This window comes from Melghirimyces profundicolus, assembly GCF_003054245.1.
Classification (GTDB): Bacteria; Bacillota; Bacilli; order Thermoactinomycetales; family DSM-45169; genus Melghirimyces; species Melghirimyces profundicolus.
Genome location: NZ_QBKR01000006.1, coordinates 83,495 through 104,325 on the forward strand (window position 1 = coordinate 83,495; position 20,831 = coordinate 104,325).

The window sequence follows — 20,831 nt, forward strand, 5'->3', positions numbered from 1 at the left end:
GACTATTAAGAGATAATCCAAATATATCATCAAACTCCTTTTTTTGTCAATTTACGAAAATCTGTTCGTTTTCATACTCCAAAATGACTGCTTGTGCCGCACCGCTGAGAATGGCATGGGGGGTGTACACAAACCGGATCTCTACCTGATGAAAGGAATAACTCAATGTTTTCCGGCAGGTTTCGTCGATGATCGCTTGCTGGAAGTCTGAGCTTCGATCCAGGGGGCTGTCAATAATAATTTGTCGGGGATTGAACAAATGGATCACGGAGGGAAGCACCTGTCCCAGGTCATAACCGAGCCTGCACATCACCTCCTTCACCCGGTCCCGGTTCTCAGGCTCATCCAGAAACCGGCGAAGTTCCTTTGGTCCGCTGAACTTCCGTTTCGCCCTTTCCGCCATCACCTGAAGGATGGCCGGTACACCCACCAGGGTTTCCAGGCATCCCTTTTTTCCACATCGGCAGACAGGCCCGTTTTCCCGGACCGACAAATGGCCGATTTCACCCGCGGTCCAACTGGAACCATGGAACACCCCGGATTCATGAATGTAGGCGCCCCCCACCCCCTCCCCCAAACGGATGTAAAACAGATCGGATGAAGCGGGTTGAGCCGGTTGCAACCAAGCCAATGAAGCGGCTTTTACATTGTTGAGCACATAGACCGGCAGAGCCAAGCAAGATTCGATCGTCTTTTTCACTTCCGTTCGATCCCACCCCAAGTGAGCCGAGTAATGAACCACACCGGCGACGGGGTCGACCAAACCCGGGATTCCAATTCCGATTCCCAAGAGCGTCGGGTATTGGCGATGAAGGGAGCGGCACAAACGTTTGATTTCCTCCAGGCACGTGTCGGGGTTCTCACCGTGGAGCGCCATTTCTCCCGTTTCCAAAACGTTGGAGGCATAATCCATCACCCGATATTGCGCGGTCTTCTTTCCGATGAGAATCCCGGCTGCGGTCATGGATTGGGAATCGATGGTCAACCGAATTCGGGGACGACCCACATTCCCCGCCTCCACCGTCCCCGTTTCCCTGACTATTCCGGATTGAATATAACGGTCGATAATCAAAGAAACCGTGTTTTTACTGACACCCAGCGCCTTGGCAATTTGCTGACGGGAACTTCCCGGATGTTGTCTCAAATATTTCAACACTCGTTTTTCGTTTTGTGTCCGAAGTAGGGAGGTTCCTTTTTTCATGATGCGCGTCCCGTCCTTTTCCCCTGGTAGTATTGTGAAAAAGGGATCGGCGGCATTTACCCGAAGCCGATCCGTGTTCCACGACGAGAATATCGTAAATCGAAAGCTCCGGTAACTCCGTGATCACTTCCCCATTGGCTTCTTGAAAGGGAAGCGTCCGTTGTAGTGCGGAACTCCAAATTCGTGTGGCCTGAAACCCGGGAATTCTCAGCCGGATCGGCAACATTCTTAACGGAAGCACCGAACCGATCGGCCGGGTCATCGAGCCGGTATAGTTAATGAGATGCAACATCCACCGGTTCTTCTTTTTGCGCAATGAAAGGTGCAGAGATTCCGCTTCCGTCTCAACGATCACCCAATCTTCGCACAATTCCCGGACGGCGTTCGTCATTAAGGTTCGATACTCCGGCAATGCATAACATTCATAAAATTTCCCGACGTTTCCGGTAAGATAAATCGCCTCTCCCGCTCCGTGTCGATTGCGCAGGATAAAGGGAAAGTCCGTCGCATCCGGCAGTTCTTCATAGCGGGATTCCTGTTTTCTCCGATACCGCATCACGGTATGAACACCCGGGGAGGGTTTTCCCCTCACACTCAACGAAGGGGCGGGGATCAAAGATTGATCCATTCCCTTCAATAACGGATCTCCCCATTCCGTCTCCATATGATCAAAGCGGCTGGGCAGAATGCCCACCACTTCTTTCAACCCCAGCACGTCCGCCAATAAAGGCTGAGGCCGACGGGTCCCTTCTTCATCATAGAAGGCCGTGTCGAAAGAAGCAATCAGTTTACCTCCCCGGCGAACATACGCCTCCAAATGACCGGCTTCCTCTTCCGACATGCAACTGCTCTCCGGCAAGATGACCAGATCGTACCTTTGAAAGCTTCCATCCCCAATGGATGCCTCGTCAATGACATCGAACAGGATGCGGCTTCGGGAGAGGGCGTCATACCACCCCATGAAGGATCCCCGGGCATCTCCTTGCTGCCATTCTGTCAAACGGTCCTCACCCCGGGTGAAATCCGTCTCTTCCGAAGTGGATTGGTAATGGTTCGCCGTTGAATCCGACCAAAGCAATGCCACCCGTGCAGCGGACCGCGTTCCCGTCAGATCCTCCTCATTTTGTTCCAGAAACTGATTGACGGCTTTCACCGTGTTCATCCGTGCATCGGTATTGTTGTCCTGATAAATGCCGTACCAGGTATTGGCTCCGTGAGCGACGGCCATCGCATGTGCAATCCAGGTTTCCGCCCCCGTCAGAAGATAGCGGGACCAAGGAGCCAAACGCCCGGCAATGGCGACACAGTATGGTTTCCCCTAGGACTGGGTTTCCAGCAGCTGAGCCGTCGCTGCCGGCTTCCACGCTCCGTCTCAGATCTCCGCTTAAAAACCCGCCTTCCGCCAACAGCATATCCTGGTGTTTCACCGTCAGGCGGTTGTCCCGACTGCAGTATTGGGTCGGGGTCAATTGAGGGCTGTTCATGTAAATCATCGTACCGGGACGCTCCGCCTTCAACCACTGGTTGCAGTCTTTCATAAACCGCGCAATCGATTCTTTTTTAAACCGGAACCAATCCCTGTTCTGATCCGAGTCCCGTTCTCGGGACACCGGGTAGCCGTATTCCTGTCGAAACGCCGTTTTGCAGGCTTCACAAAAGCAACCGTCCGGCCGGAATAAGGGACCGTCCAGAAAAATGCCCTTGATGGGAAAGCGGGCGAGGGTCCGAATGGTTCCAAAGGCGTATTTCCGGAAAGAAGAGTTTACACAGGAATACCCGCCCGCTCCGTATGCACTCGGAAGCACTTCTCCCCCTTCCCCCCGTTGCAACCATTGCGGATACCGGCGGCTTAACCCGGGAGATAACCAATGGACGTTGAAATAAACGATCGGGTGGATTCCCGCGGCATTGTGAGCGCGGCAAATCGGGGTAAGAAGATCGGAACGCGCTTCCACCGCATACTCCGATTGATAGAAAGTAATCCCAGATTCACCCAGACTGATATCGTGTACCTCCACGTGTTCCGCATTAAACCAATAAAGTCCACGATTCTCAACAAACATTGCGCCCAAAACGGGGTTTTCATCCCCACACCTCCTTCTGTTTACGGAAACCCCAGAAGTATTGTGAAAAAGTGAGCGGCGGCATTTACCCGAAGCCGCTCCGGCTGCACTCACAGAGCACAAGTCTCGCCTGGGTCGCTTCTCTCCCCGGTCTCGCTATGCTGTCCTGCAGGGATGCAGGCACTGTCCGCTCCGAATCTTCCTGCTGCGGGCAGGGGCAAACGCCTGCGGATGCAACACAGAGAAGCAGCTTACAAATTCTTGATTCGACCCTTGAATCGCTGAATGAATCGGGCATTGGCTTCATCCCCTCCCGGGGCGTTGCCGCTCGTCCAAATGGGGGGATGGAGTCCTTCTTTCACCAGAATCTCCACGGTTGCGGCAACCATGGCATTTAAACAAAAGGCATTGGCAAAGGTGGACATGGCCGCCACACGCTGGTTCAATCCTTCAATCTCGACCGCGGCGTCCCCCACCTCCACTTTCGAGTCCACCACGATATCCACCAACTCATGTAAATTTTTCTTTGAAGGGTGACGGGCAGGATGGTGATCGGGAGTGGAGGAGGCATGTTGCACCGAGGTGACGCCGATCGTTTGGACTCCCAATCGTTTCGCTTCCATCGCGGCATCTATGGCTGCCGAGTTAATGCCATAAGCATTGATGAGGATCAACAAATCGCCCTTTTGCAATCCATGGTCTTGGATGACGATTTTTCCGTATCCCGGGGTTCGCTCAATGGCCATGGAGCGAAGGGCCCCGTTATTCAGGAGGGTTCCTTCGTCCAAAATGGCGCTGATGTGCATCAATCCCCCGGCTCGAAAAAAAATCTCCTGAGGCCCCAAGTTGGAGTGGCCCCCGGGTCCATAAGCATACACAATCCGATCCTGTTTGATCTGATCGGCGATGGCCCGAGCCGCTTTCCGGATCGATTCCTCCTCCTCATCATGCAGCCAGCGCAAATGAGCCACCACTTTGTTCCAATATTGAGTGATCACCGAAGTCCTCATGAACCGTCCCCCTTCACGTTTCTTGCATGATAGACACAATCCCCGTGTTTGTAGGTTTTCAGCAGATGAAGGGCCGACTTTTTCCGCTGAAAGAGGAGAAAGTCGGCCGGTGCGCCCTCCGCCAACCCCTCCCGACCCGGCAGATTGGCTGCCCGGGAGGGGCGAGTGGAGGCCATTTCCCATGCTTCGGACAACGGACACCATCCCGTATTCTTCAAGTGCTCCACTCCCCACTTCAGCGTCTGTGCGGATCCGGCGAGCAGATTCGGGTTTTCCGCCAGATGCAGCTTCCCCTCCGGGGTCAATACCACCTTCCCGCCGATATGCGTGGTATACTCCCCGGGCTCCATCCCGCAAAAGGAAACCGAATCGCTCACCAACAGGGCCTTTTCCCCTTTCACCCGCAGAATCACTTTCAGTACCGACTCCGGCAAGTGAAATCCATCCGCGATCATACAGGACCATAAATCCTCCTGGGCCAACTGTTCCCACAGGTAATTGGGATGACGGGGCAGCAACAGATGAGCACCGTTGCCCAAGTGGGTCGACATGGAGGCTCCGGCATTCACCGCTTCCCGAATCTGTTCAGGGGTCGCGGCCGTGTGGCCGATGGAGACGATCACCCCCTGTGCTGCACACCTTTGGATAAATTCACCGGCTCCCGGCCATTCCGGGGATAACGTCACCACCTTGATTCTTCCCCCGGCCGCCTCCTGCCATCGTTGAAACAGCGACCAGTCCGGTCCTTTCACATACTCCCGGTGATGCGCCCCCCTGGGACCCTCTTCCGGTGAAATAAAAGGCCCCTCCAAATGAATGCCGGCAATGCACCGATCCATCCCCTTCTCCTTGTCACACACGGCGGAAATGACGCCGACGGCACGCTCGATCGCTTCGTTGCTGTTCGTGATGATCGTCGGAAAATAAGACGTCACCCCTTCTTTCCAAAGACCCCGGGTCACATGGCGCACATGCTCTTCCTCCATCGGCCATGCGTTGAGATCATAACCGCCGTATCCGTTCACTTGTAAATCAACCAGGCCCGGTGCAAGATAAGGCAGGTCGTCTCCGATCCCGTCCGAAAGCTCCTGGATTTCCTCGATGTTTCCACGATGCCATTTGAGACGGATCGGTCTACCCGTCCGGTAATGGATGCCTATGCATTCTTTCATCGTTTGACAACTCCATACGCATCGGAATCGACATATAAAACGGCATGGGGATGGCGGCGCAGGGCCGAAGCGGGACAGGCCGTGGTGATCGGACCGAATAGGGCGGACCGAACCGCTTCCCTTTTGGATGGACCGGGGACCCCCCCATATACAAAGCGTCCCGACATCAAGGCGGGAATCGTAAGTGTGAGGGCATGAGAAGGAACCGCGTCGATTTCGGGAAAACAACCGTCGTTGACCTGTTGTTGACGACAGCGCTCATCCAACTCGACGGGTTTGATGATGTCCGGGTCATGAAAATCGGCAACCGGCGGATCATTAAATCCAAGATGCCCGTTCTCACCGATCCCCAGACAAACGAGATCGATCGGAGCTTGACGGATTAACGCCGCGTATCGCTCGCATTCTTTCGCAACGGAACGGGTGGGGGCCATGAAATGCACTCGTCCCGGGCGAACGGCCGAAAAAAGGTGCTCCTCCAGATATCGGCTGAACCGTTGTGGCGCCTCTTCCGGCAAACCGAGGTATTCATCCATGTGGAAGGCCGTGATCCGGGACCAGTCGATGTCGGGCTCCCGGCCCAGGTGATCCAAGAACTCGTTTTGGGACGGTGCGGAAGCAAAGATCATACGCACCCGATCCTGCTTTGACAACAACTCCTTTATTTTTTGGGCCACCTCCCGCCCGGCAGCCTCTCCCATCGCTTTTCGATCAGCATAGATACAGACCTCTAATTGATCCACCTTCCTGGTTTGCATCGGCTCCGGAATCAATGTCCTCCCCCCTGTCCCCCATCGATCCATTTCAAAAGAGCTTCCTCGATCCTCTCTTCCAACAATTGCGAAAAAGAGGCAGGCAACCCGAAGTAGAACGTGGATTCTTCCGCTTCATATCCCCCTTCTTCCGTTTGGGCTGCCGTTGGAATATATCCGATCATCCCGTTGCTGTATGGGACGGGGAGCACCCTCCCCTGAAACCGTTCTTTGATCATGAGGCCGTACTCCACTACCACTTCGCCATTCATCGCAAGCAATGAAAACCCCTCGGCCATTTCCATATGGGTCAACTCGAATGGAAGATGCGGGCGAATCCGCTCCGGGTGAGCCAAGAGATGCCGGCTCCACTCTCCTTCCATCCCTGGACGGCGGCTTTTCTCCTTTAATTCCTCCAGAGACGGCAACCTTCCGAACGGAAGGTTCAGTCGCAAGGTCCGACTCCGTAACGGCACCGGGGACAACTCCTTCATGGGTTGAGCGAACACCTTCATCACTTCCTCCGCCAGCGCTTGCCCCAGACTGTCGACGTCTTGCACCGTTCCTCGATGGAAGGTACCGTCTCGGAACAAGGCCGGACGGATATCCCCGCAGCATCCTTGTAAGAAGGCCGCCACCACTCCATCCCCGACCCGTTCTTCAATCTCATTCATCGCTGCCCCGGGAAATTCAGACGAAACCACATTCTCATCCGTCGTGGTGGGGTGGCATGTATAGTGAATTAACAGGGCTTTCGGTTTTCCACCTTCGGTACAGAAACGAATCACATTGACCTCCGGATCGGCCGGTCCTTCCGGATGAGGAACCATCCTTACTTTCCCATCGACGAGTTTCCGCCGATGAATCCCGATTCCACACTCTCCGAACCCCCGGTAAATGCAGACGGCTTCCATTTCCCCAAAAGCTTCTTCAATCCCGTCAAAGATCTTTTCTTCCAAGTGAGAAAGGGTAGCGGGGTGGAATTCTCCCAGCGACGGCGTAAACCCATCGCTGGTTTGGGGGCTGCAATGGGTGTGTGTCGCGTGGAGAATCTGGGAAGATTCAGGAATCTTCCATTGTTGCGACAAGCGCTTCCGCAATCGCTGCACATGCTTCGTATCCCACCAAATGAGATCAGCTGACAGGAGGAGTCCCCTTTCCGTCCGTCGATCCAGCGACCGGTATTCAAAAGCCAGGATCCGTGCCTGCAACGGGTGGGCCACCCCTTGAAAACTCCCTCTCCTCTCTTGAAAGCCCGCTAACGGAACAGGTTGTTCCGGGGTAATATCCACCTTGACGGCCCCCAAAGATAAATGCGGTTTCATTTGACCGACGCCCCCTTTCCCGGCCGACTCGCTCCATCGTGTGGATACAGAAAATCAAAGGCGAGACCACCCCAATCTGCCGTCTCCATTTCGCTCCTCATTAGTCATAGTTTAGGACTAATTTTGTTCCGTTTACTTTATCATACGTCGCAATAAATAGTTAAATTTAAATCTTCAAATAATAAATCCCCCAAATGGGGAAAAGGGCGGCTCCTTGAAAAAGGGCTTCTCAGTCGAAATCTTCCGGTGTGGCTTCCGCCATGGCGGAAGTTTCGCGGTCGTAAATGACCTGTGCGGGACGGAGGGACTGACCCACGGCATCCCTATTTTCCGGCAATCGGGGGACATAAACCGAACAAGACAGGGAGACGGCGACATTGGCTTCCACTCCACCGTAAACGAGGTCAAAGTTCTCCGCCTGGACGATTCTCTTTGCCCCTGGAGGAGACAACCGAAGCATGATCTCGCCCAATATCACGACGGCCCCCTCAGACATCTCCGACTTCCTCCCGATCCGTCTTCACTCTCGCCATTAATTCCCGCGCCCTTCGCTCCACTTCCTCGAAATCCCCATTTTCAGCCGGGCGGATCAGTTCTCCCCCGATCCCGACCGCCACCTCCACTCTGTAACCAATCGGTGACGTTATTGAGGTTTACGCCCCCGGTCGGTATAAATTCCGCTTGTGGTAACGGTCCCTTTAAGGATTTCAGGAATGCCGGACCGAAGGCGTTTCCGGGAAACAACTTCAGGATGGAGAACCCCATCCCAACGCCTCCACCATCTCTTTCACGGTCATGCATCCGGGGAGATAAGGCACTTGATAACGATGGCACATCCGGGCCAGGGTCTCCTCCGGATGAGGACTCACCACGAAGGAAGCCCCGCGCCGTTTCAGCATCCAACACCGTCCCGGCGCCGATCAGGGCTTCGGGAAACCGCCGACGAAGGTTGCCGATGACCCGTTCCGCTTCCGGCACGGTGAAAGTCACTTCCAAATTCCGGATTCCCCCGCGATAACAGGCAGCTGCCGCGGCTTCCGCCTGTTCCGGGGTCTCTCCCCGAATGACGGCCACCACCCGCTCCTTGACCAGTTGACTGAGTACCCTCCATTGCTTCATCGGTATCCCTCCTGATTCTAGACCCCGGAGTATGCGGAGAATCCGCCGTCGACCGGAACCACGATCCCGGTGACAAATCCGGAGGCTTTTTCATCCACCATCCACAACAAGGTGCCGATCAGTTCATCCGGCTGGCCGAACCGGTTCATCGGGGTTTGACCCAGGATTTTGTTGGCCCGTTCATTATAGGTGCCGTCATCCCGCAGTAACAGCGGCTGATTTTGTTCCGTTAAGAAAAAGCCGGGAGCGATGGCATTGACCCGAATGCCTGACCGGGAAAAATGGACGGCCAGCCACTGGGTGAAATTGCTTACCGCTGCCTTGGCCCCGCTGTATGCCGGGATCTTGGTCAAGGGGGTGTATGCGTTCATGGAAGAAATGTTGATGATCACGCCTTTCCCTGTCCGTACCATGGACTCCCCAAAAATTTGGGTGGGAAGCAACGTACCGAGGAAATTCAAGTTAAAAACCGAAGCGACGGCCTCGGGATCCAGATTGAAGAACGTCACCCGTTCCCGTTCTTCAGCTTCACCGGGTTGATGGTACTCGAGGGTGGTCGTGGCGTCGGGACGGTTTCCACCGGCTCCGTTAACGAGAATGCGGCACGGACCCCATTCCCTCTCAATGGTGTCCCGGGCCGCCCGCAACTCTCCCGATTTCAGGACATTCGCCGCCACGCCCATGGCGGTCCCGCCCAAGTCCTTGATCGACCGGACCACCTGATCCAACTTTTCCCGGTTACGTCCGATGACAGCCACGGACGCCCCGCATACGGCCAACGCCTGACAGAAGGCTCGCCCCAGCACGCGCTCCCACCGGTCACGATGGCCAAATGTTTCAGTGTCGTTTTATAGTTCTGAATATACCGATCCCGGCTGGGTTTCCCCAGCTTGATATCCTCATGTACCGGCACACTCTCGATGACTTCCAACGATAGACCGGCTCGCTCGACTGCTTCCTTCAGCGCCAGAATCTGATCCAACGGCCAGGCTTCCCCGACCGGGATCTCATAGATGCTGGTGACAATTCCGGTCATACCGGGGATTTGACGAATGAATTCCAGACGGACGGGGTCATCCGCTCCGAACCAACGAAAAGTTAATTTCATTGCGTTCCCTCCCCCACCAAGTGCAAAGTAACGTTTGGCCTTGATGTAACAAATTCCTTTGGACCATGGGTCCAAGGAGTTCCATATCCCAGGCCAACTGCTGATCCGTTCACAAAGAATGCGGTGAAAGGATGCATGACGAGGGTATGACATGAAACTGCGGGAATCCGTCCGTTCCCACAAACCGGCGCAATAATCCCATCGTTGCCAGGTCGGTCATCTGCCGCCGCTCCGGGTGCACTCACCGAGCACAAGTCTCGCCTGGGTCGCTTTGCTCCCGGTCGCGCTATGCTGTCCTGCAGAGATGGTTGCACCGCTCCGCTGGACAGGACAGCAAAGTCGCTATTTTGGGTAAACGCTTCCCCTTTTCTCGAAACGAACATGAAATCACAACGCTTTAGAGCCATCAACCGTTTCCAAAGCCTCTCCTGATTCCACCATCGCCCCAATCACCTGCTCCCCTTTTCAGAATCATGATGAGTTTGGGTCGGTTGTACAAATTATGCCCTCTTCTTACGGGAGGCTTTTCTCATGGATCCCGTGGTTTTTGGATCATCGCCCGGGCCATCCCGAACCGATGGAAGGAATCGCTCGTTTCCAACTATACTGAGCATCCGGGCAAGCTCCGGAACGGCGAAGGCCGTTACGCGTCTCCCCTGCTTCGATCCTCTATACAGCTTTCACAGATGTGAAGGATTTCCTCCTTGATTCGATCCTCGGCGGATAATTCGTGATCCGAAGGAGTTTCGGTCCGGCCGCAAACCTCACATATAAACGGAGCCATGGATTTCCACCTCCCCTGCCTTTTTTAGCTCCCTGATCCTCCTTACACCTTTTTTTCTTCCTCTGTCCCGTCCTCCGTAAAAATCTCAAACCCTTGATCGAGGAGGGCCTGTTGGAAATCGGCAAAGGAAGCCGCGTGTTCATCGTATGAAACGGTGGCCTCTCCCCGGTTCAGGCTGACGTCCACCTTTCTCACTCCCCAAACCTCGTGCAACGCATGGCTTACTTTATCGGTGTCGTTCGGATCGACCATCCCCTGAACGCGGATCGTTTTGGTGACCATCCCATTCCCTCCCAGCCGAAGTGATCATAAAGCGGTTATGGTTTTGGCCGAACCGCTTCGCCCATCCCTTGAACAAAACCGGTCAGCATGCTGAATGACGAACGGACATCGGGATCACGGATGGTTTTGACCAGATCCCAGAAACCGGTTCGTTCGTTTTCTTGCACGGCTTGGTTGGCTCGCCGAATGCCGTTCCCTGTGGCTTTTAACACGGTTTGAATCTCTTCGGGGTCAAGCCGGCTTAAAAATTCCACCCCCCCGATCGCGTTTTTAATCATCCGGTGAGTATCCGGCCGATTGAATTGGTTGATGGCGATTGCACCGACTTCATGCCGGTTTTCCAATAACCCCCGCAGTATATCCAATACCCCCGCCCGGTGGAGTTCGCTTAAGATATCCAATGCCGCCAACAGCGCCTCTTTATGCTCGGTCACAACATTCAACAGTTGATCCAGCGTCTGGGCCCGTTCCTGGCTGGCATCATGGCGATGTTTTTCAATGTGTGTGATGGCTTTTGCCATGTTAACCCCCTCCTTCACCTTCATCGATGGTTTCGATCACGGGTTCGTAGTCGGGACGCTGCCACTTCTCCTCCACTTTGACGCCGAGTTGCGGCACCCGGTTTCCAAAGCGGTGGTTGGCCCGCGGCAACGGTGATTCCCCTTCCGGTTCAAGCACCTCCATCTTTACATGCATCTCCTTAAAGTTGGGGGTGTGTGTCACCTTGTCGTGGTAACTGCTGGTTAATCGGTTAACCGCCTTCTCTTCCTCCGTGGAATTCATCGGGAGATACAATTCATTCCCTTTCACGTGGTCCGTCACCAGCACCCGAACCTTGACGGTCCCATAGGGAGAATTAAGCCGAACCAGTGCGCCGTCTTTGATTCCGCGTTCCTCGGCCAGTTGATGAGAAACCTCCAGCCAAGGGTTCGGAACTTTATGAGTGATCCCTCTCGATTTGTAGGTCATATTCCCTTCGTGGAAGTGTTCCAACAAGCGTCCGTTATTCAGGTGAAGATCGTATTCTTCCCCCGGATCATAAGGCGGGGTCCAATCGACAGGAACCAAACGGGCCCTTCCATCCTTGAACCTGAACCGGTCCGTGTACAAAACGGGGGTGTCCTGACCGTCGGCGTTCACCGGCCACAGCAGGCTGTTCCATCCTTCCAGGCGTTTGTAGCTGACGCCGGCAAAAACAGGGGCTAAGCCGGATGCTTCATCCATAATGTCACTCGGATGGTGATAGTTCCAGTTCGCACCCAGGCGGTTGGCTATCAATTGAATAATCTCCCAATCCGGTTTGGAATCGCCGAGGGGTTCAAATACCCGGTAGAAACGCTGGATCCTCCGCTCGGTATTGGTGAATGTTCCTTCTTTCTCCAGACTGGGCGCTGCCGGAAGAACCACATCTGCAAATTGGGCGGTCTTGGAGAAAAAAATATCCTGTACGACAAAGAAATCCAACTTCTCAAAGGCAGCATGGACATGGTTGATATTCGAATCGACCAGTCCCATCTCTTCGCCGAACAGATACATCCCTTTGATTTTTCCGTCATGGATCGCTTCGACAATTTGGTGGTTGTTTAAACCCGGTTGTTTCGGCAGGGAGACTCCCCAGGCCTTCTCATAGCGAGCGCGCACCTTGTCATCCTGAACCGGTTCGTACCCCGGGAACCAGGCCGGCATCGTCCCGAAATCGCTGGCCCCTTGAACGTTGTTATGTCCCCGGAGGGGATAAGCTCCGGTGTTGGGACGGCCGTAGTTACCGGTAACCAATAATAAGTTGGAAATACTGGTGCTGGTCTCTGTTCCCCCCATATGTTGTGTTACCCCCATCGCCCACAGGATGCAGACGTTTTCTGCTTCATGGATCAGGGTGGCCACACGGATGAGTTCCTCCCGGCTGATCCCGGTCACGTCTTCCGCATCCGCCAAGGTGAATTTTTCGAGGGACTCAATGTATTCGTCCACACCGTTCACTCGGTTGTTCAAAAATTCCTGATCCGCCCATCCCCGGTCCACAATGTACTTGGTGACCGCCGAGATCCAAACCAGGTCGGTCCCCGGATTGGGATGAAGGTGCAGGTCCGCCCGCTGGGCCAACTCGTTTTCCCGCAAGTCGGCGACGATCAGCTTCTGACCATGGAGTTTGTGGGCCCGTTTCACCCGGGTGGCCAAAACGGGATGGGATTCGGCGGGGTTGGCTCCGACTACGATGACCAAATCGGCACCGGCGATATCCCGGATGGTTCCCGCGTCCCCCCCGATGCCGACCGTCCGCATCAGACCGGCAGTCGCCGGAGACTGGCAATAGCGCGAACAGTTGTCGACATTGTTGGTACCCATAACGGCCCGCGCAAACTTTTGAAACACGTAATTTTCTTCGTTGCTGCATTTGGAAGAGGCGATGTAACCGAGGGCGTCCGGACCGTGGGTCCTTTTCATCCCCTTCAAATTTTCAGCGACGAGATCCAGGGCTTCGTCCCAAGTGGCTTCCACAAACCGGTCTCCCTTGCGGATTAACGGCTTGGTCAGACGCTCTTCACTGTTGACGAAATCCCATCCCCATTTGCCTTTCACGCAGGTGGAAACACCGTTGACCGGGGCTTCGACCTGTGGCTCCACTTTGAGAATCTCGCGTCCTTTGCTCCAGATCTCAAAGCTGCACCCGACACCGCAATAGGTGCAGACCGTTTTGGTCCGTTTGATCCGGGACTTTCGCATGCTCTCCTCCATTTCCGATATGGCGAAAATCTCTTTGTACCCCGGTTCCACTTCCTTCGTCAGGTCGATCATCGGTTCCAGGATGTTTGCCGGTATCCCGGTCAGATACCCCGCTTCCCCGAGCATCGACTTTTCCATCAGAGCGTTGCAGGGGCAAACGGATACGCAATGACCGCAGGAAACGCAGGACGACTGGTCGATGGGGACATCGTCGTCCCAGATCACGCGGGGTACTTCACGGTTCCAGTCGATGGTGAGGGTTTCATTGACCTGCAGATCTTGGCACGCCTCGACACACCGGCCGCAGAGGATGCACTGGTCCGGCTCGTAACGGTAAAAGGGATGCGAGTTATCCGGCGGATCCGGCTTGGGTTGAAAATCGTATTTTTGGTGGTCCAACTGCAAATAGGCTGCCGTATTGTGGACCTCGCAGTTCCCATTGTTATTGTCACAGACCGTGCAGTAAAGTTCGTGGTTTTTCAAAATACGGGACATCGCTTCATACTGCGCTTCCTTCACCCGGTCGGTCAAGGTTTCGACCCGCATATCGGGTTGGGCCTCCGTGGCACAGGCCCGTCGAAGCTCCCCGTTGACGTCCACCAAACACGTATCGCACGTTTGCAATCCACCCAATTGGGGATGATAGCAAATGCTCGGGATGTAGATATCCCCGGGTTCAGCGGCTTCCAGAATGGTTTGACCCTCTTTGAGCGGGTATGTCTGATTGTTGATTCGAATAAAACGATCGTTTCCCATCTTCTTCCCCCCGTTTAAAACAGCGGTTTATTCTTTATTTGGGGTCTCCTTATTCTGGTAAAGATATACCCTCCTTTGTGTACCGCCAAAGGAATCCGGGCACGATCCCGGGTGGAACATAAAAATGCGGAACTCAAACGAGTCTGAGAAATGATATGGAAAACCTAGAAATAATAAGGGTGGGACGGCAATGAAAATTCACCAGGTGGATACATACCCCTTGTTTTTTCGATTGAAAGAGCCATACGGTGACGCCAACGGGTACAAATTCTACCGGAGCGCCTTTTGGTTCCGGATCCGAACCCAATCCGGGATCGAGGGATGGGGGGAATGTGTCGATTGGCTGCCCGTACTGGAAAAAGGATTCCAGGAGCGGGTCATCCCCTTTTTACTGGGGCAACCGAGTACGAAGCGGTTGCAGTTGGTTTCCACCATTAAAAAGTGGCATCCCCGCATTGCGGCAGGTGTCAGCATGGCACTGACGGAGATCGCGGCCAAAAAAGCGGGTATGTCCGTCTGTGACCTGTGGGGAGGAAAACGATGGCCCAAAGTCCCGGTCTACGCCTCTTTCCAATCTTACACGGATCGGCCGGACTGGGCCGGCCATTCCTTGCGGATGGTGGAACAGGCGGTCGCTGACGGTTTTCGGCAACTCAAAGTGAAAGTCGGTGGAAAGTCCTTGCGGGAAGATCAGCAGCATATTTCATCCTTGAAGGCGATGCTGGGAGGACAGGCTCAGGCGGCAGTGGACGCCAACCAGAGCTATGATGTGGCAACTGCGCTGAGATGGAACCGGCTGTTCGAAAGCGGGGGTGATTGGCTCTGGTTTGAGGAACCCATTCCGCTGGACCGTGCCGACTCATACCGGCTTCTCCGGTCCCGTTGCCCGATCCCCGTTGCCGGGGGAGAAAATCTCCCGGGACCCAAGCAGTTCCTCCCCCTGCTGCAGGAGAATGCGGTCGATATCATGCAACCGGATGTCATGCATGTGAACGGCGTGGACGACTTCCGCGACACCCTGCAGTTGGCCCGCCACTTCGGGCTGCGGGTTTCCCCCCATGCCTTTGACGGGATTTTGTCCCGCTGCTATGCCCTGTTGGCCCAAAGCTGTCTCTCCTCCTGGAGCAAGATGGACGGGGAAGAGATTGAGCCGGTGGAATGGGATGCAATGGAGAATCCCTTCACCTCGCTCCTTCCGATTCGACCGTCGGGCGGTTCCGTCACAATCCCCGAGGGGGTCGGAATCGGGATGGAACCGGACCCGCAGCTTTTGGAAGCTTATCGTTGGGATGGTTCCAGCTATGGATAAAAAACTTCCGGCTCTTGAGGTTGCTTCCGTTTTCCACGGGGATTCAGGTTACGCCTGTGTACGATCAAAACGGCACGGATCCCTGAAGAATAAGAAAAGAGGTCCTCCGGAGGAAGGATCTCTCTTTTCACGTTCCTTATCGGACGACGGAATGACGACGAGACGAACCGCCTCTCGCCGATCCAGTCGGTCAAACCCCATGTTGATCTCTTCCGGAGCCAAGGTGTCCGTCAACAACCGATCCGCGGGAAGCCCCGTCCAGGAATACAGCGAGGAGGCCCCATCTCATACAATACCGCAAGCACGCGTTTTCTGATCAAGGCACCACTTCTTTTCGGAGTTGGTCAACGCCTCCTCCATTGACTGGAAGGAGACGAAGAATCCGACCGGGGCGCCGCGGGACAGGCCCGGGGAACCGGGACCGCCGTTTCGACCCCATCCCCTTAAGAAGAGACCGTCTCTCTTCCGGACACCGTCGTCCCGGGTTTCTCCTCCAGGACGTCTCCTTGGAAGGTTTCCGAGGCAAGGTAGACGGAAACGAACGTCAGGATCGCCATAGCAGCCATATACAAGGCGACGGCCCACGGATCCCCGCCCGTCCAAGCGAGCAGCGTGGTCGCGATCAGCGGTGAGAGACCGCCCGCAAAGACGGATGCCAGCTGATAACCGATCGAAACACCGCTGTAGCGGACACGCGTCCCGAAGAGTTCCGAGAAGAAAGCCGCCTGAGGCCCGTACATCGCGGCGTGTCCGATCGCCATCGACAAGACGATGCCCAGCCAAATCAGGATGGTATGCTTCGTATCGACCATCCAAAAGAAGGGAAAGGCGAACAGCGCCGAGAATGCCGCGCCGCCCATGTAGACAGGACGCCGGCCAATGCGGTCGGAGAGGGCGGCAAAAGCGGGAATGGTGAAAAACTCGACTGCGGTGGCGATCAACACCCCGTTGAGGATCATGCTTCGCGGGAGTCCCAGCTGCTCCGTCGCATATGAGAGCACGAACACACTGAAGATATAGAAGGAACCGTTTTCGGCAAAGCGTGCTCCCATCGCCAGCAGAACCTGTTTCGGATAGGTGCGGAGCACTTCCAAGATCGGAAGCCGAGATTCCGACTTCGACTCCTTCACCTTTTCAAACGCAGGGGTTTCCATTACGCGCAAGCGGATGAACATCCCCACTCCGATCAAGACAATGCTGAATAAGAAGGGGACGCGCCATCCCCAGGTCATAAACTGCTCCTTGGGCAGCGCCGAAAAGATGGCGAAAATGGCCGTGGACAGAAGCAGCCCTCCCGGCACACCCATCTGGGTCCAACTGCCGTAAAAGCCGCGTTTTCCTTTTGGAGCGTGTTCCACGGCGATCAGCGCAGCTCCGCCCCATTCGCCTCCAACGCCGACCCCTTGCAGTAGACGTAAGACGACCAGAAGGATGGGGGCCCAAATCCCAATTGATTCGTAAGTGGGCAACAAACCGATCAGGAACGTGGCGATACCCATGATCGACAGGGTGAGGATGAGCATAGACTTGCGCCCAATCTTGTCGCCGTAGTTCCCGAAGATGATCCCGCCGACCGGCCGGGCGACAAAACCGAGAGCAAAGGTTCCGAAGGACTGAAGCGTCCCGATCAAAGGCTCTGATTCCGGGAAAAACAACTGCGGGAAAATCAAAGCGGCGGCCGTTCCGTACAAGAAGAAATCATACCATTCGATCGCCGTCCCGATGAAACTGGAGAAAGCAGCTTTGAACACCTGATTTTTTTGGGCCATCACAAATCACCCCCCGTGGATTTTCAAATCGTCTGATAGAGATCCTCCATAAGTCTGAACCAGCAGGTCATCACCACCTTTCTCCGGGTGAAAATTCAAGCCCCTTTTCCCGTTGGCAGGAATCCGGTCTCCACCGACGCAGCTTGAGAAGGGTGATCGTTGTCTCAGCCCTGCTCAATATCAGTTGCAGTTTTATAAATATTTCGTTTTTAATGGGTACACTCCATATTGGAAAAAGAGTAATCGTAGCAGTAACGGTAAAGCTCGACGATCTCCCCGTGTGTCGGAATGCGGGGATTCATTTCAGGACTGCCGCTGTCGAGAGCATCGGCAGCCATTTTATCCAACGCATTCTCCAATTTCTCCCGCTTGATACCCCACGCCTTCATATTGGGGATGTCCAGAGCTGAACAGAGCCCTTTGATCTTGGAGATCGCTCCTTCCGCCGCCTCTTCGTCAGAACGCCCTTCCAGACACCTGTCGATAATACGGCCGATAACGGCCAGCCGCGGCACGCATGCCGGTCGGGTGAATTCCAGTACCGCCGGAAGCAGCATCGCGTTGGACACCCCGTGGGGGACATGGAAAAGAGCACCGATCGGTCGGGACATCCCGTGCACCAGACAGACGGAGGCGTTGGAGAAAGCCACCCCCGCCTGCATCGCGGCCAACGCCATGTTCTCCCGGGCGTCGAGATTCTCCCTGTTTTCATAAGCTTTGCGGATGTTTGGAACGATTCGTTCCACGGCAGAAAGAGCCAGCGTGTCCGTCAACGGATGAGAACGGCGGGAGATGTAAGCCTCGACGGCGTGACACAGCGCATCCAACCCCGTCGCGGCCGTCACTTTCGGTGGGCAGGAGACGGTGAGCACCGGATCGACGATGGCGACGGCCGGAACGAATGCGGGATGCTTGATCATCATTTTTACATCGTCTTTCGTGTTGGTGATCACCGTCACACTGGTGACTTCCGAACCCGTCCCCGCTGTGGTCGGGACGGCGATCAGCGGGATCGGATCCCGTTCGATCCGTTTTTTGCCCCCTGTGTAATCACCGATGTACCCGCCGTTGGCGGCCACGACCGCCACCGCTTTGGCGGTGTCGAGACAGCTGCCGCCGCCGAGGGCGACGATCACATCGCACTGTTCCTCCTGAAGGCGTTTCAGCGCTTCCCCGACGTATCGATCCGTCGGTTCCGAATGGATGTCGAGATACGAGACGTGGGAGACCCCGGCTCGATCCAGGTATTGCCGGCAACGGGCGACATGTCCGTTCCGTTCCATGACCCGGTCACTGATCAAAAGCGCTTTTTTGCCGAGGCAGACCGCCTGCTCCCCGACCTTCGCGAAGGAACCGCGTCCGTAAAACACGGCAGGCGGCATACGTAACTCGGCCGATCCCTTCATGCCTCATCCCCCCTGGTCGTCATTTTTCGCGCTGCCAGTATACAGAGCAAAAACCGTACCAAGGATTTGCACGGAACGGGTCCCAAAAATGCGAAGGATTTGTCTTTTATATTCGACATGCGTCGGATCTAAGTCGGGTATGTGTCTGGTTATCCAGACATACGCTTCAATCGAGCCCGTATTTTTTCAACTTTTCGTACAGTGTCGAGCGATGGATCCCCAGTTGCCGCGCCGCTGCCGCTTTGTTCCCTCCGACCTCGGCGAGGGTCCGCAAGATGGATGCCCGTTCCCGTTCCATGGCAACCCGCTTCACTTTGGTCAACAGGTCGGAGCCGTCGTCCACAAGGTCCATCGGGGAAGGCGGTGCCGCTTGATCGGGCCGGGAAGCGTTCCCCCCTCCCCAAAAGTTCGGAGGCAGGTCCTGCGGACGGATCTCTTCCCCTTCCGCCATGCAAACCAGCCTTTCTACGGTATTGGCCAGTTCCCTTACATTTCCCGGCCAGTCGTAATCCATCAGGACGGTCATCGTCTCCCGAGCCAGCTGCTTCGGCGGCAGGTTGTAGCGTTGGCAAAACCTCTGCAGGTGGCGAGACAACAAGAAGGGTATATCCTTTTTCCGTTCCCGCAACGGCGGAATGTAAAGATGAATGATGTTAAGCCGGTAATATAGATCCTTGCGGAACCGCCCCTGCTTGAACAGTTGTTCCAAATCCTGATTGGTCGCCGCGATGATCCGCACATCGACACGGTGTTTGGAGACGCCGCCCACCCGCTCCACTTCCCGATCCTGCAGGACCCGCAGGATTTTCGCCTGCATCGGCAGGGGCATGTCGCCGATCTCGTCCAAAAAGAGCGTGCCTTTGTGCGCCAGTTCGAACTTGCCCGGTTTTCCGCCTTTTCGTGCTCCGGTGAACGCTCCCCCTTCATAGCCGAACAATTCCGCTTCCAGAAGGTGTTCCGGTATGGCGGCGCAATTGATGCTGACAAAAGGCCCGTCGGCAAAGGGGCTGGCATGGTGGATGGCTTTGGCGAACATCTCTTTACCCGTCCCGCTCTCCCCGGTGATCAGCACAGTCGCGGGCACGGCCGCCGCCCGGCGAGCCATCCTTTTGACGGAAGCCATTTCTTCGCTCTGCCCGATAATCTGCTCGAAGGTGCCCTCCTCGCGCCGACCACCCGGCTGAGGCACGAATCCCGCTTTCTCATTCACCTGCCGCGACAACTCCTGCTTCCGCTCGAGAATCCTGTAAAGCTCGGTCACCCCCTCAAAGATGAGCATGCCCACCGCGCCGACGATTTCTCCTTCTTTCCAGATCGGGATGCGGTGAACGACCATGTCCTGGCCTTGGATGCGTTGAATGTACCCGATTTCCGGGATGCCGGTCTTGACAACAATGTGCAGCCGCGTGTTCTCGATCACCTTCGTCACATGCTTTCCAAGCACATCCCCCCGCTTTTTTCCTAAAAAACGGCTGTAGGCATCGTTGAATTCGCGGATAATCCCCTTCGCGTCGCAGACAACGACCCCTTCATAAGCGCTTTCGAGAACCGCGCTCAATGTTTCGGCGGTGTATTCCGTCTTCCGTAGCCGGACCAGGTTGTGGGAGTAAGCCTGAAGAATGTGGGCCCGGGTCAACATGCCGACGAGAACTCCCCGACTATCAACGACGGGCAGGGGGCTGACTTTCAACCGAAAAGCTTCGGTGATCGACCGGTCGGCACCGATCATGTCCACCGGGCGGCGCATCACTTGTCCGACAGCGGAATCAGGGGAAACTCCCCGAACATAGCACCTCGTCAAATCGGATTGGGTGATCAGACCGACGACATGCCGGTCCGCGTCCACGACGGGCAAGCCGTCGATCCCGCAAGCAACCAAAATTTCGGCCGCTTCCCGCAGGGACTCCTCCGGCGTGACCGCGTGCGGGGCGTCAGTCATCCAGGCACCGACCCGCTCTTCAGCACTCCCCTTCTCCTGAACCGTTTTCACTTGCTCCATAAAACCACGGGACATGCTTCTCACCCCCCTGACGTCCCTGCAGTTTGATAAA

Annotated in this window: 16 protein-coding genes and 2 pseudogenes; 1 reads left to right on the forward strand and 17 read right to left on the reverse strand. The window is 55.5% G+C overall.

Annotated features, from left to right (window positions below; genetic code table 11):
- Window positions 1-46: 46 nt before the first annotated feature.
- The 14 genes and pseudogenes from C8P63_RS06075 to fdhF all read right to left on the reverse strand — a co-directional run bounded on the left by C8P63_RS06075 (window position 47) and on the right by fdhF (window position 14,296).
- Window positions 47-1,144, reverse strand: coding sequence for an ROK family protein (locus C8P63_RS06075; protein ID WP_170109524.1), 1,098 nt, complete (start codon window positions 1,142-1,144; stop codon window positions 47-49).
- Window positions 1,086-2,486, reverse strand: coding sequence for a beta-galactosidase trimerization domain-containing protein (locus C8P63_RS06080; protein ID WP_108022455.1), 1,401 nt, complete (start codon window positions 2,484-2,486; stop codon window positions 1,086-1,088). The genes C8P63_RS06075 and C8P63_RS06080 overlap by 59 nt, the downstream gene beginning before the upstream one ends.
- A 1,029-nt stretch (window positions 2,487-3,515) precedes the next feature.
- Window positions 3,516-4,274: a sugar isomerase domain-containing protein gene (locus tag C8P63_RS06090; RefSeq protein WP_108022457.1), complete on the reverse strand. Its 759-nt coding sequence runs from the start codon at window positions 4,272-4,274 to the stop codon at window positions 3,516-3,518.
- Window positions 4,271-5,446 carry an N-acetylglucosamine-6-phosphate deacetylase gene (locus tag C8P63_RS06095; protein WP_108022458.1) on the reverse strand — a complete coding sequence of 392 codons (1,176 nt, stop codon included), beginning with the start codon at window positions 5,444-5,446 and terminating at the stop codon, window positions 4,271-4,273. Before C8P63_RS06095 ends, C8P63_RS06090 begins: the two co-directional genes overlap by 4 nt.
- Window positions 5,443-6,219 carry a glucosamine-6-phosphate deaminase gene (locus C8P63_RS06100; RefSeq protein WP_245920726.1) on the reverse strand — a complete coding sequence of 259 codons (777 nt, stop codon included), beginning with the start codon at window positions 6,217-6,219 and terminating at the stop codon, window positions 5,443-5,445. Before C8P63_RS06100 ends, C8P63_RS06095 begins: the two co-directional genes overlap by 4 nt.
- Entirely contained in the window at window positions 6,216-7,523 is a 1,308-nt protein-coding gene (locus tag C8P63_RS06105) for a neutral/alkaline non-lysosomal ceramidase N-terminal domain-containing protein (protein WP_108022459.1), read from the reverse strand. The genes C8P63_RS06100 and C8P63_RS06105 overlap by 4 nt, the downstream gene beginning before the upstream one ends.
- A gap of 229 nt (window positions 7,524-7,752) precedes the next feature.
- The gene (locus C8P63_RS06110) at window positions 7,753-8,019 is read right to left on the reverse strand and encodes a carbohydrate kinase family protein (protein WP_108022460.1); all 267 of its coding nucleotides are present in this window, start codon (window positions 8,017-8,019) and stop codon (window positions 7,753-7,755) included.
- A gap of 80 nt (window positions 8,020-8,099) precedes the next feature.
- Window positions 8,100-8,642 carry a bifunctional 4-hydroxy-2-oxoglutarate aldolase/2-dehydro-3-deoxy-phosphogluconate aldolase gene (locus tag C8P63_RS06115; protein ID WP_245920728.1) on the reverse strand — a complete coding sequence of 181 codons (543 nt, stop codon included), beginning with the start codon at window positions 8,640-8,642 and terminating at the stop codon, window positions 8,100-8,102.
- A 17-nt stretch (window positions 8,643-8,659) separates the two neighbouring features.
- On the reverse strand, window positions 8,660-9,400 hold the full coding sequence (locus tag C8P63_RS06120; protein WP_108022461.1) for an SDR family NAD(P)-dependent oxidoreductase: 741 nt from the start codon (window positions 9,398-9,400) through the stop codon (window positions 8,660-8,662).
- Window positions 9,401-9,417: 17 nt separating this feature from the next.
- Window positions 9,418-9,750, reverse strand: a pseudogene (locus C8P63_RS19895) (mannonate dehydratase); the annotation flags it as partial.
- 84 nt (window positions 9,751-9,834) lie between these two features.
- Window positions 9,835-9,903, reverse strand: a pseudogene (locus C8P63_RS19990) (hypothetical protein); the annotation flags it as partial.
- 673 nt (window positions 9,904-10,576) lie between these two features.
- Complete coding sequence (locus C8P63_RS06130) at window positions 10,577-10,816, reverse strand: heavy-metal-associated domain-containing protein (protein WP_108022463.1); 240 nt, start codon at window positions 10,814-10,816, stop codon at window positions 10,577-10,579.
- Window positions 10,817-10,851: 35 nt separating this feature from the next.
- On the reverse strand, window positions 10,852-11,337 hold the full coding sequence (locus tag C8P63_RS06135; RefSeq protein ID WP_170109525.1) for a helical membrane plugin domain-containing protein: 486 nt from the start codon (window positions 11,335-11,337) through the stop codon (window positions 10,852-10,854).
- Window position 11,338: 1 nt separating this feature from the next.
- Window positions 11,339-14,296 (reverse strand): formate dehydrogenase subunit alpha, encoded by a 2,958-nt coding sequence (gene fdhF / locus C8P63_RS06140; protein ID WP_108022465.1) that lies wholly within the window; start codon window positions 14,294-14,296, stop codon window positions 11,339-11,341.
- Window positions 14,297-14,486: 190 nt separating this feature from the next.
- Here fdhF and C8P63_RS06145 point away from each other — a divergent pair, with 190 nt between their 5' ends.
- Window positions 14,487-15,605 carry a mandelate racemase/muconate lactonizing enzyme family protein gene (locus C8P63_RS06145; RefSeq protein ID WP_108022466.1) on the forward strand — a complete coding sequence of 373 codons (1,119 nt, stop codon included), beginning with the start codon at window positions 14,487-14,489 and terminating at the stop codon, window positions 15,603-15,605.
- A 443-nt stretch (window positions 15,606-16,048) separates the two neighbouring features.
- Here the strand turns inward: C8P63_RS06145 and C8P63_RS06150 are convergent, their stop codons facing one another.
- The 3 genes from C8P63_RS06150 to C8P63_RS06160 all read right to left on the reverse strand — a co-directional run bounded on the left by C8P63_RS06150 (window position 16,049) and on the right by C8P63_RS06160 (window position 20,794).
- Window positions 16,049-17,374 (reverse strand): MFS transporter, encoded by a 1,326-nt coding sequence (locus tag C8P63_RS06150; protein WP_108022467.1) that lies wholly within the window; start codon window positions 17,372-17,374, stop codon window positions 16,049-16,051.
- Between the two features lie 209 nt (window positions 17,375-17,583).
- Complete coding sequence (locus C8P63_RS06155) at window positions 17,584-18,780, reverse strand: iron-containing alcohol dehydrogenase (RefSeq protein WP_108022468.1); 1,197 nt, start codon at window positions 18,778-18,780, stop codon at window positions 17,584-17,586.
- A gap of 166 nt (window positions 18,781-18,946) precedes the next feature.
- Window positions 18,947-20,794, reverse strand: a complete 1,848-nt coding sequence (locus C8P63_RS06160; RefSeq protein ID WP_245920730.1) for a sigma-54-dependent Fis family transcriptional regulator — start codon at window positions 20,792-20,794, stop codon at window positions 18,947-18,949.
- Window positions 20,795-20,831 lie beyond the last annotated feature (37 nt).

What these genes read in the sequence shown, in the direction of transcription:
- C8P63_RS06160 (WP_245920730.1), bottom strand. Translation starts at nt 20,794, where the DNA reads ATGTCCCGTGGTTTTATGGAGCAAGTGAAAACGGTTCAGGAGAAGGGG.
- C8P63_RS06095 (WP_108022458.1), bottom strand. Translation starts at nt 5,446, where the DNA reads ATGAAAGAATGCATAGGCATCCATTACCGGACGGGTAGACCGATCCGT.
- C8P63_RS06110 (WP_108022460.1), bottom strand. Translation starts at nt 8,019, where the DNA reads ATGTCTGAGGGGGCCGTCGTGATATTGGGCGAGATCATGCTTCGGTTG.
- C8P63_RS06105 (WP_108022459.1), bottom strand. Translation starts at nt 7,523, where the DNA reads ATGAAACCGCATTTATCTTTGGGGGCCGTCAAGGTGGATATTACCCCG.
- C8P63_RS06090 (WP_108022457.1), bottom strand. Translation starts at nt 4,274, where the DNA reads ATGAGGACTTCGGTGATCACTCAATATTGGAACAAAGTGGTGGCTCAT.
- C8P63_RS06115 (WP_245920728.1), bottom strand. Translation starts at nt 8,642, where the DNA reads ATGAAGCAATGGAGGGTACTCAGTCAACTGGTCAAGGAGCGGGTGGTG.
- C8P63_RS06135 (WP_170109525.1), bottom strand. Translation starts at nt 11,337, where the DNA reads ATGGCAAAAGCCATCACACACATTGAAAAACATCGCCATGATGCCAGC.
- C8P63_RS06145 (WP_108022466.1), top strand. Translation starts at nt 14,487, where the DNA reads ATGAAAATTCACCAGGTGGATACATACCCCTTGTTTTTTCGATTGAAA.
- C8P63_RS06130 (WP_108022463.1), bottom strand. Translation starts at nt 10,816, where the DNA reads ATGGTCACCAAAACGATCCGCGTTCAGGGGATGGTCGATCCGAACGAC.
- fdhF (WP_108022465.1), bottom strand. Translation starts at nt 14,296, where the DNA reads ATGGGAAACGATCGTTTTATTCGAATCAACAATCAGACATACCCGCTC.
- C8P63_RS06155 (WP_108022468.1), bottom strand. Translation starts at nt 18,780, where the DNA reads ATGAAGGGATCGGCCGAGTTACGTATGCCGCCTGCCGTGTTTTACGGA.
- C8P63_RS06150 (WP_108022467.1), bottom strand. Translation starts at nt 17,374, where the DNA reads ATGGCCCAAAAAAATCAGGTGTTCAAAGCTGCTTTCTCCAGTTTCATC.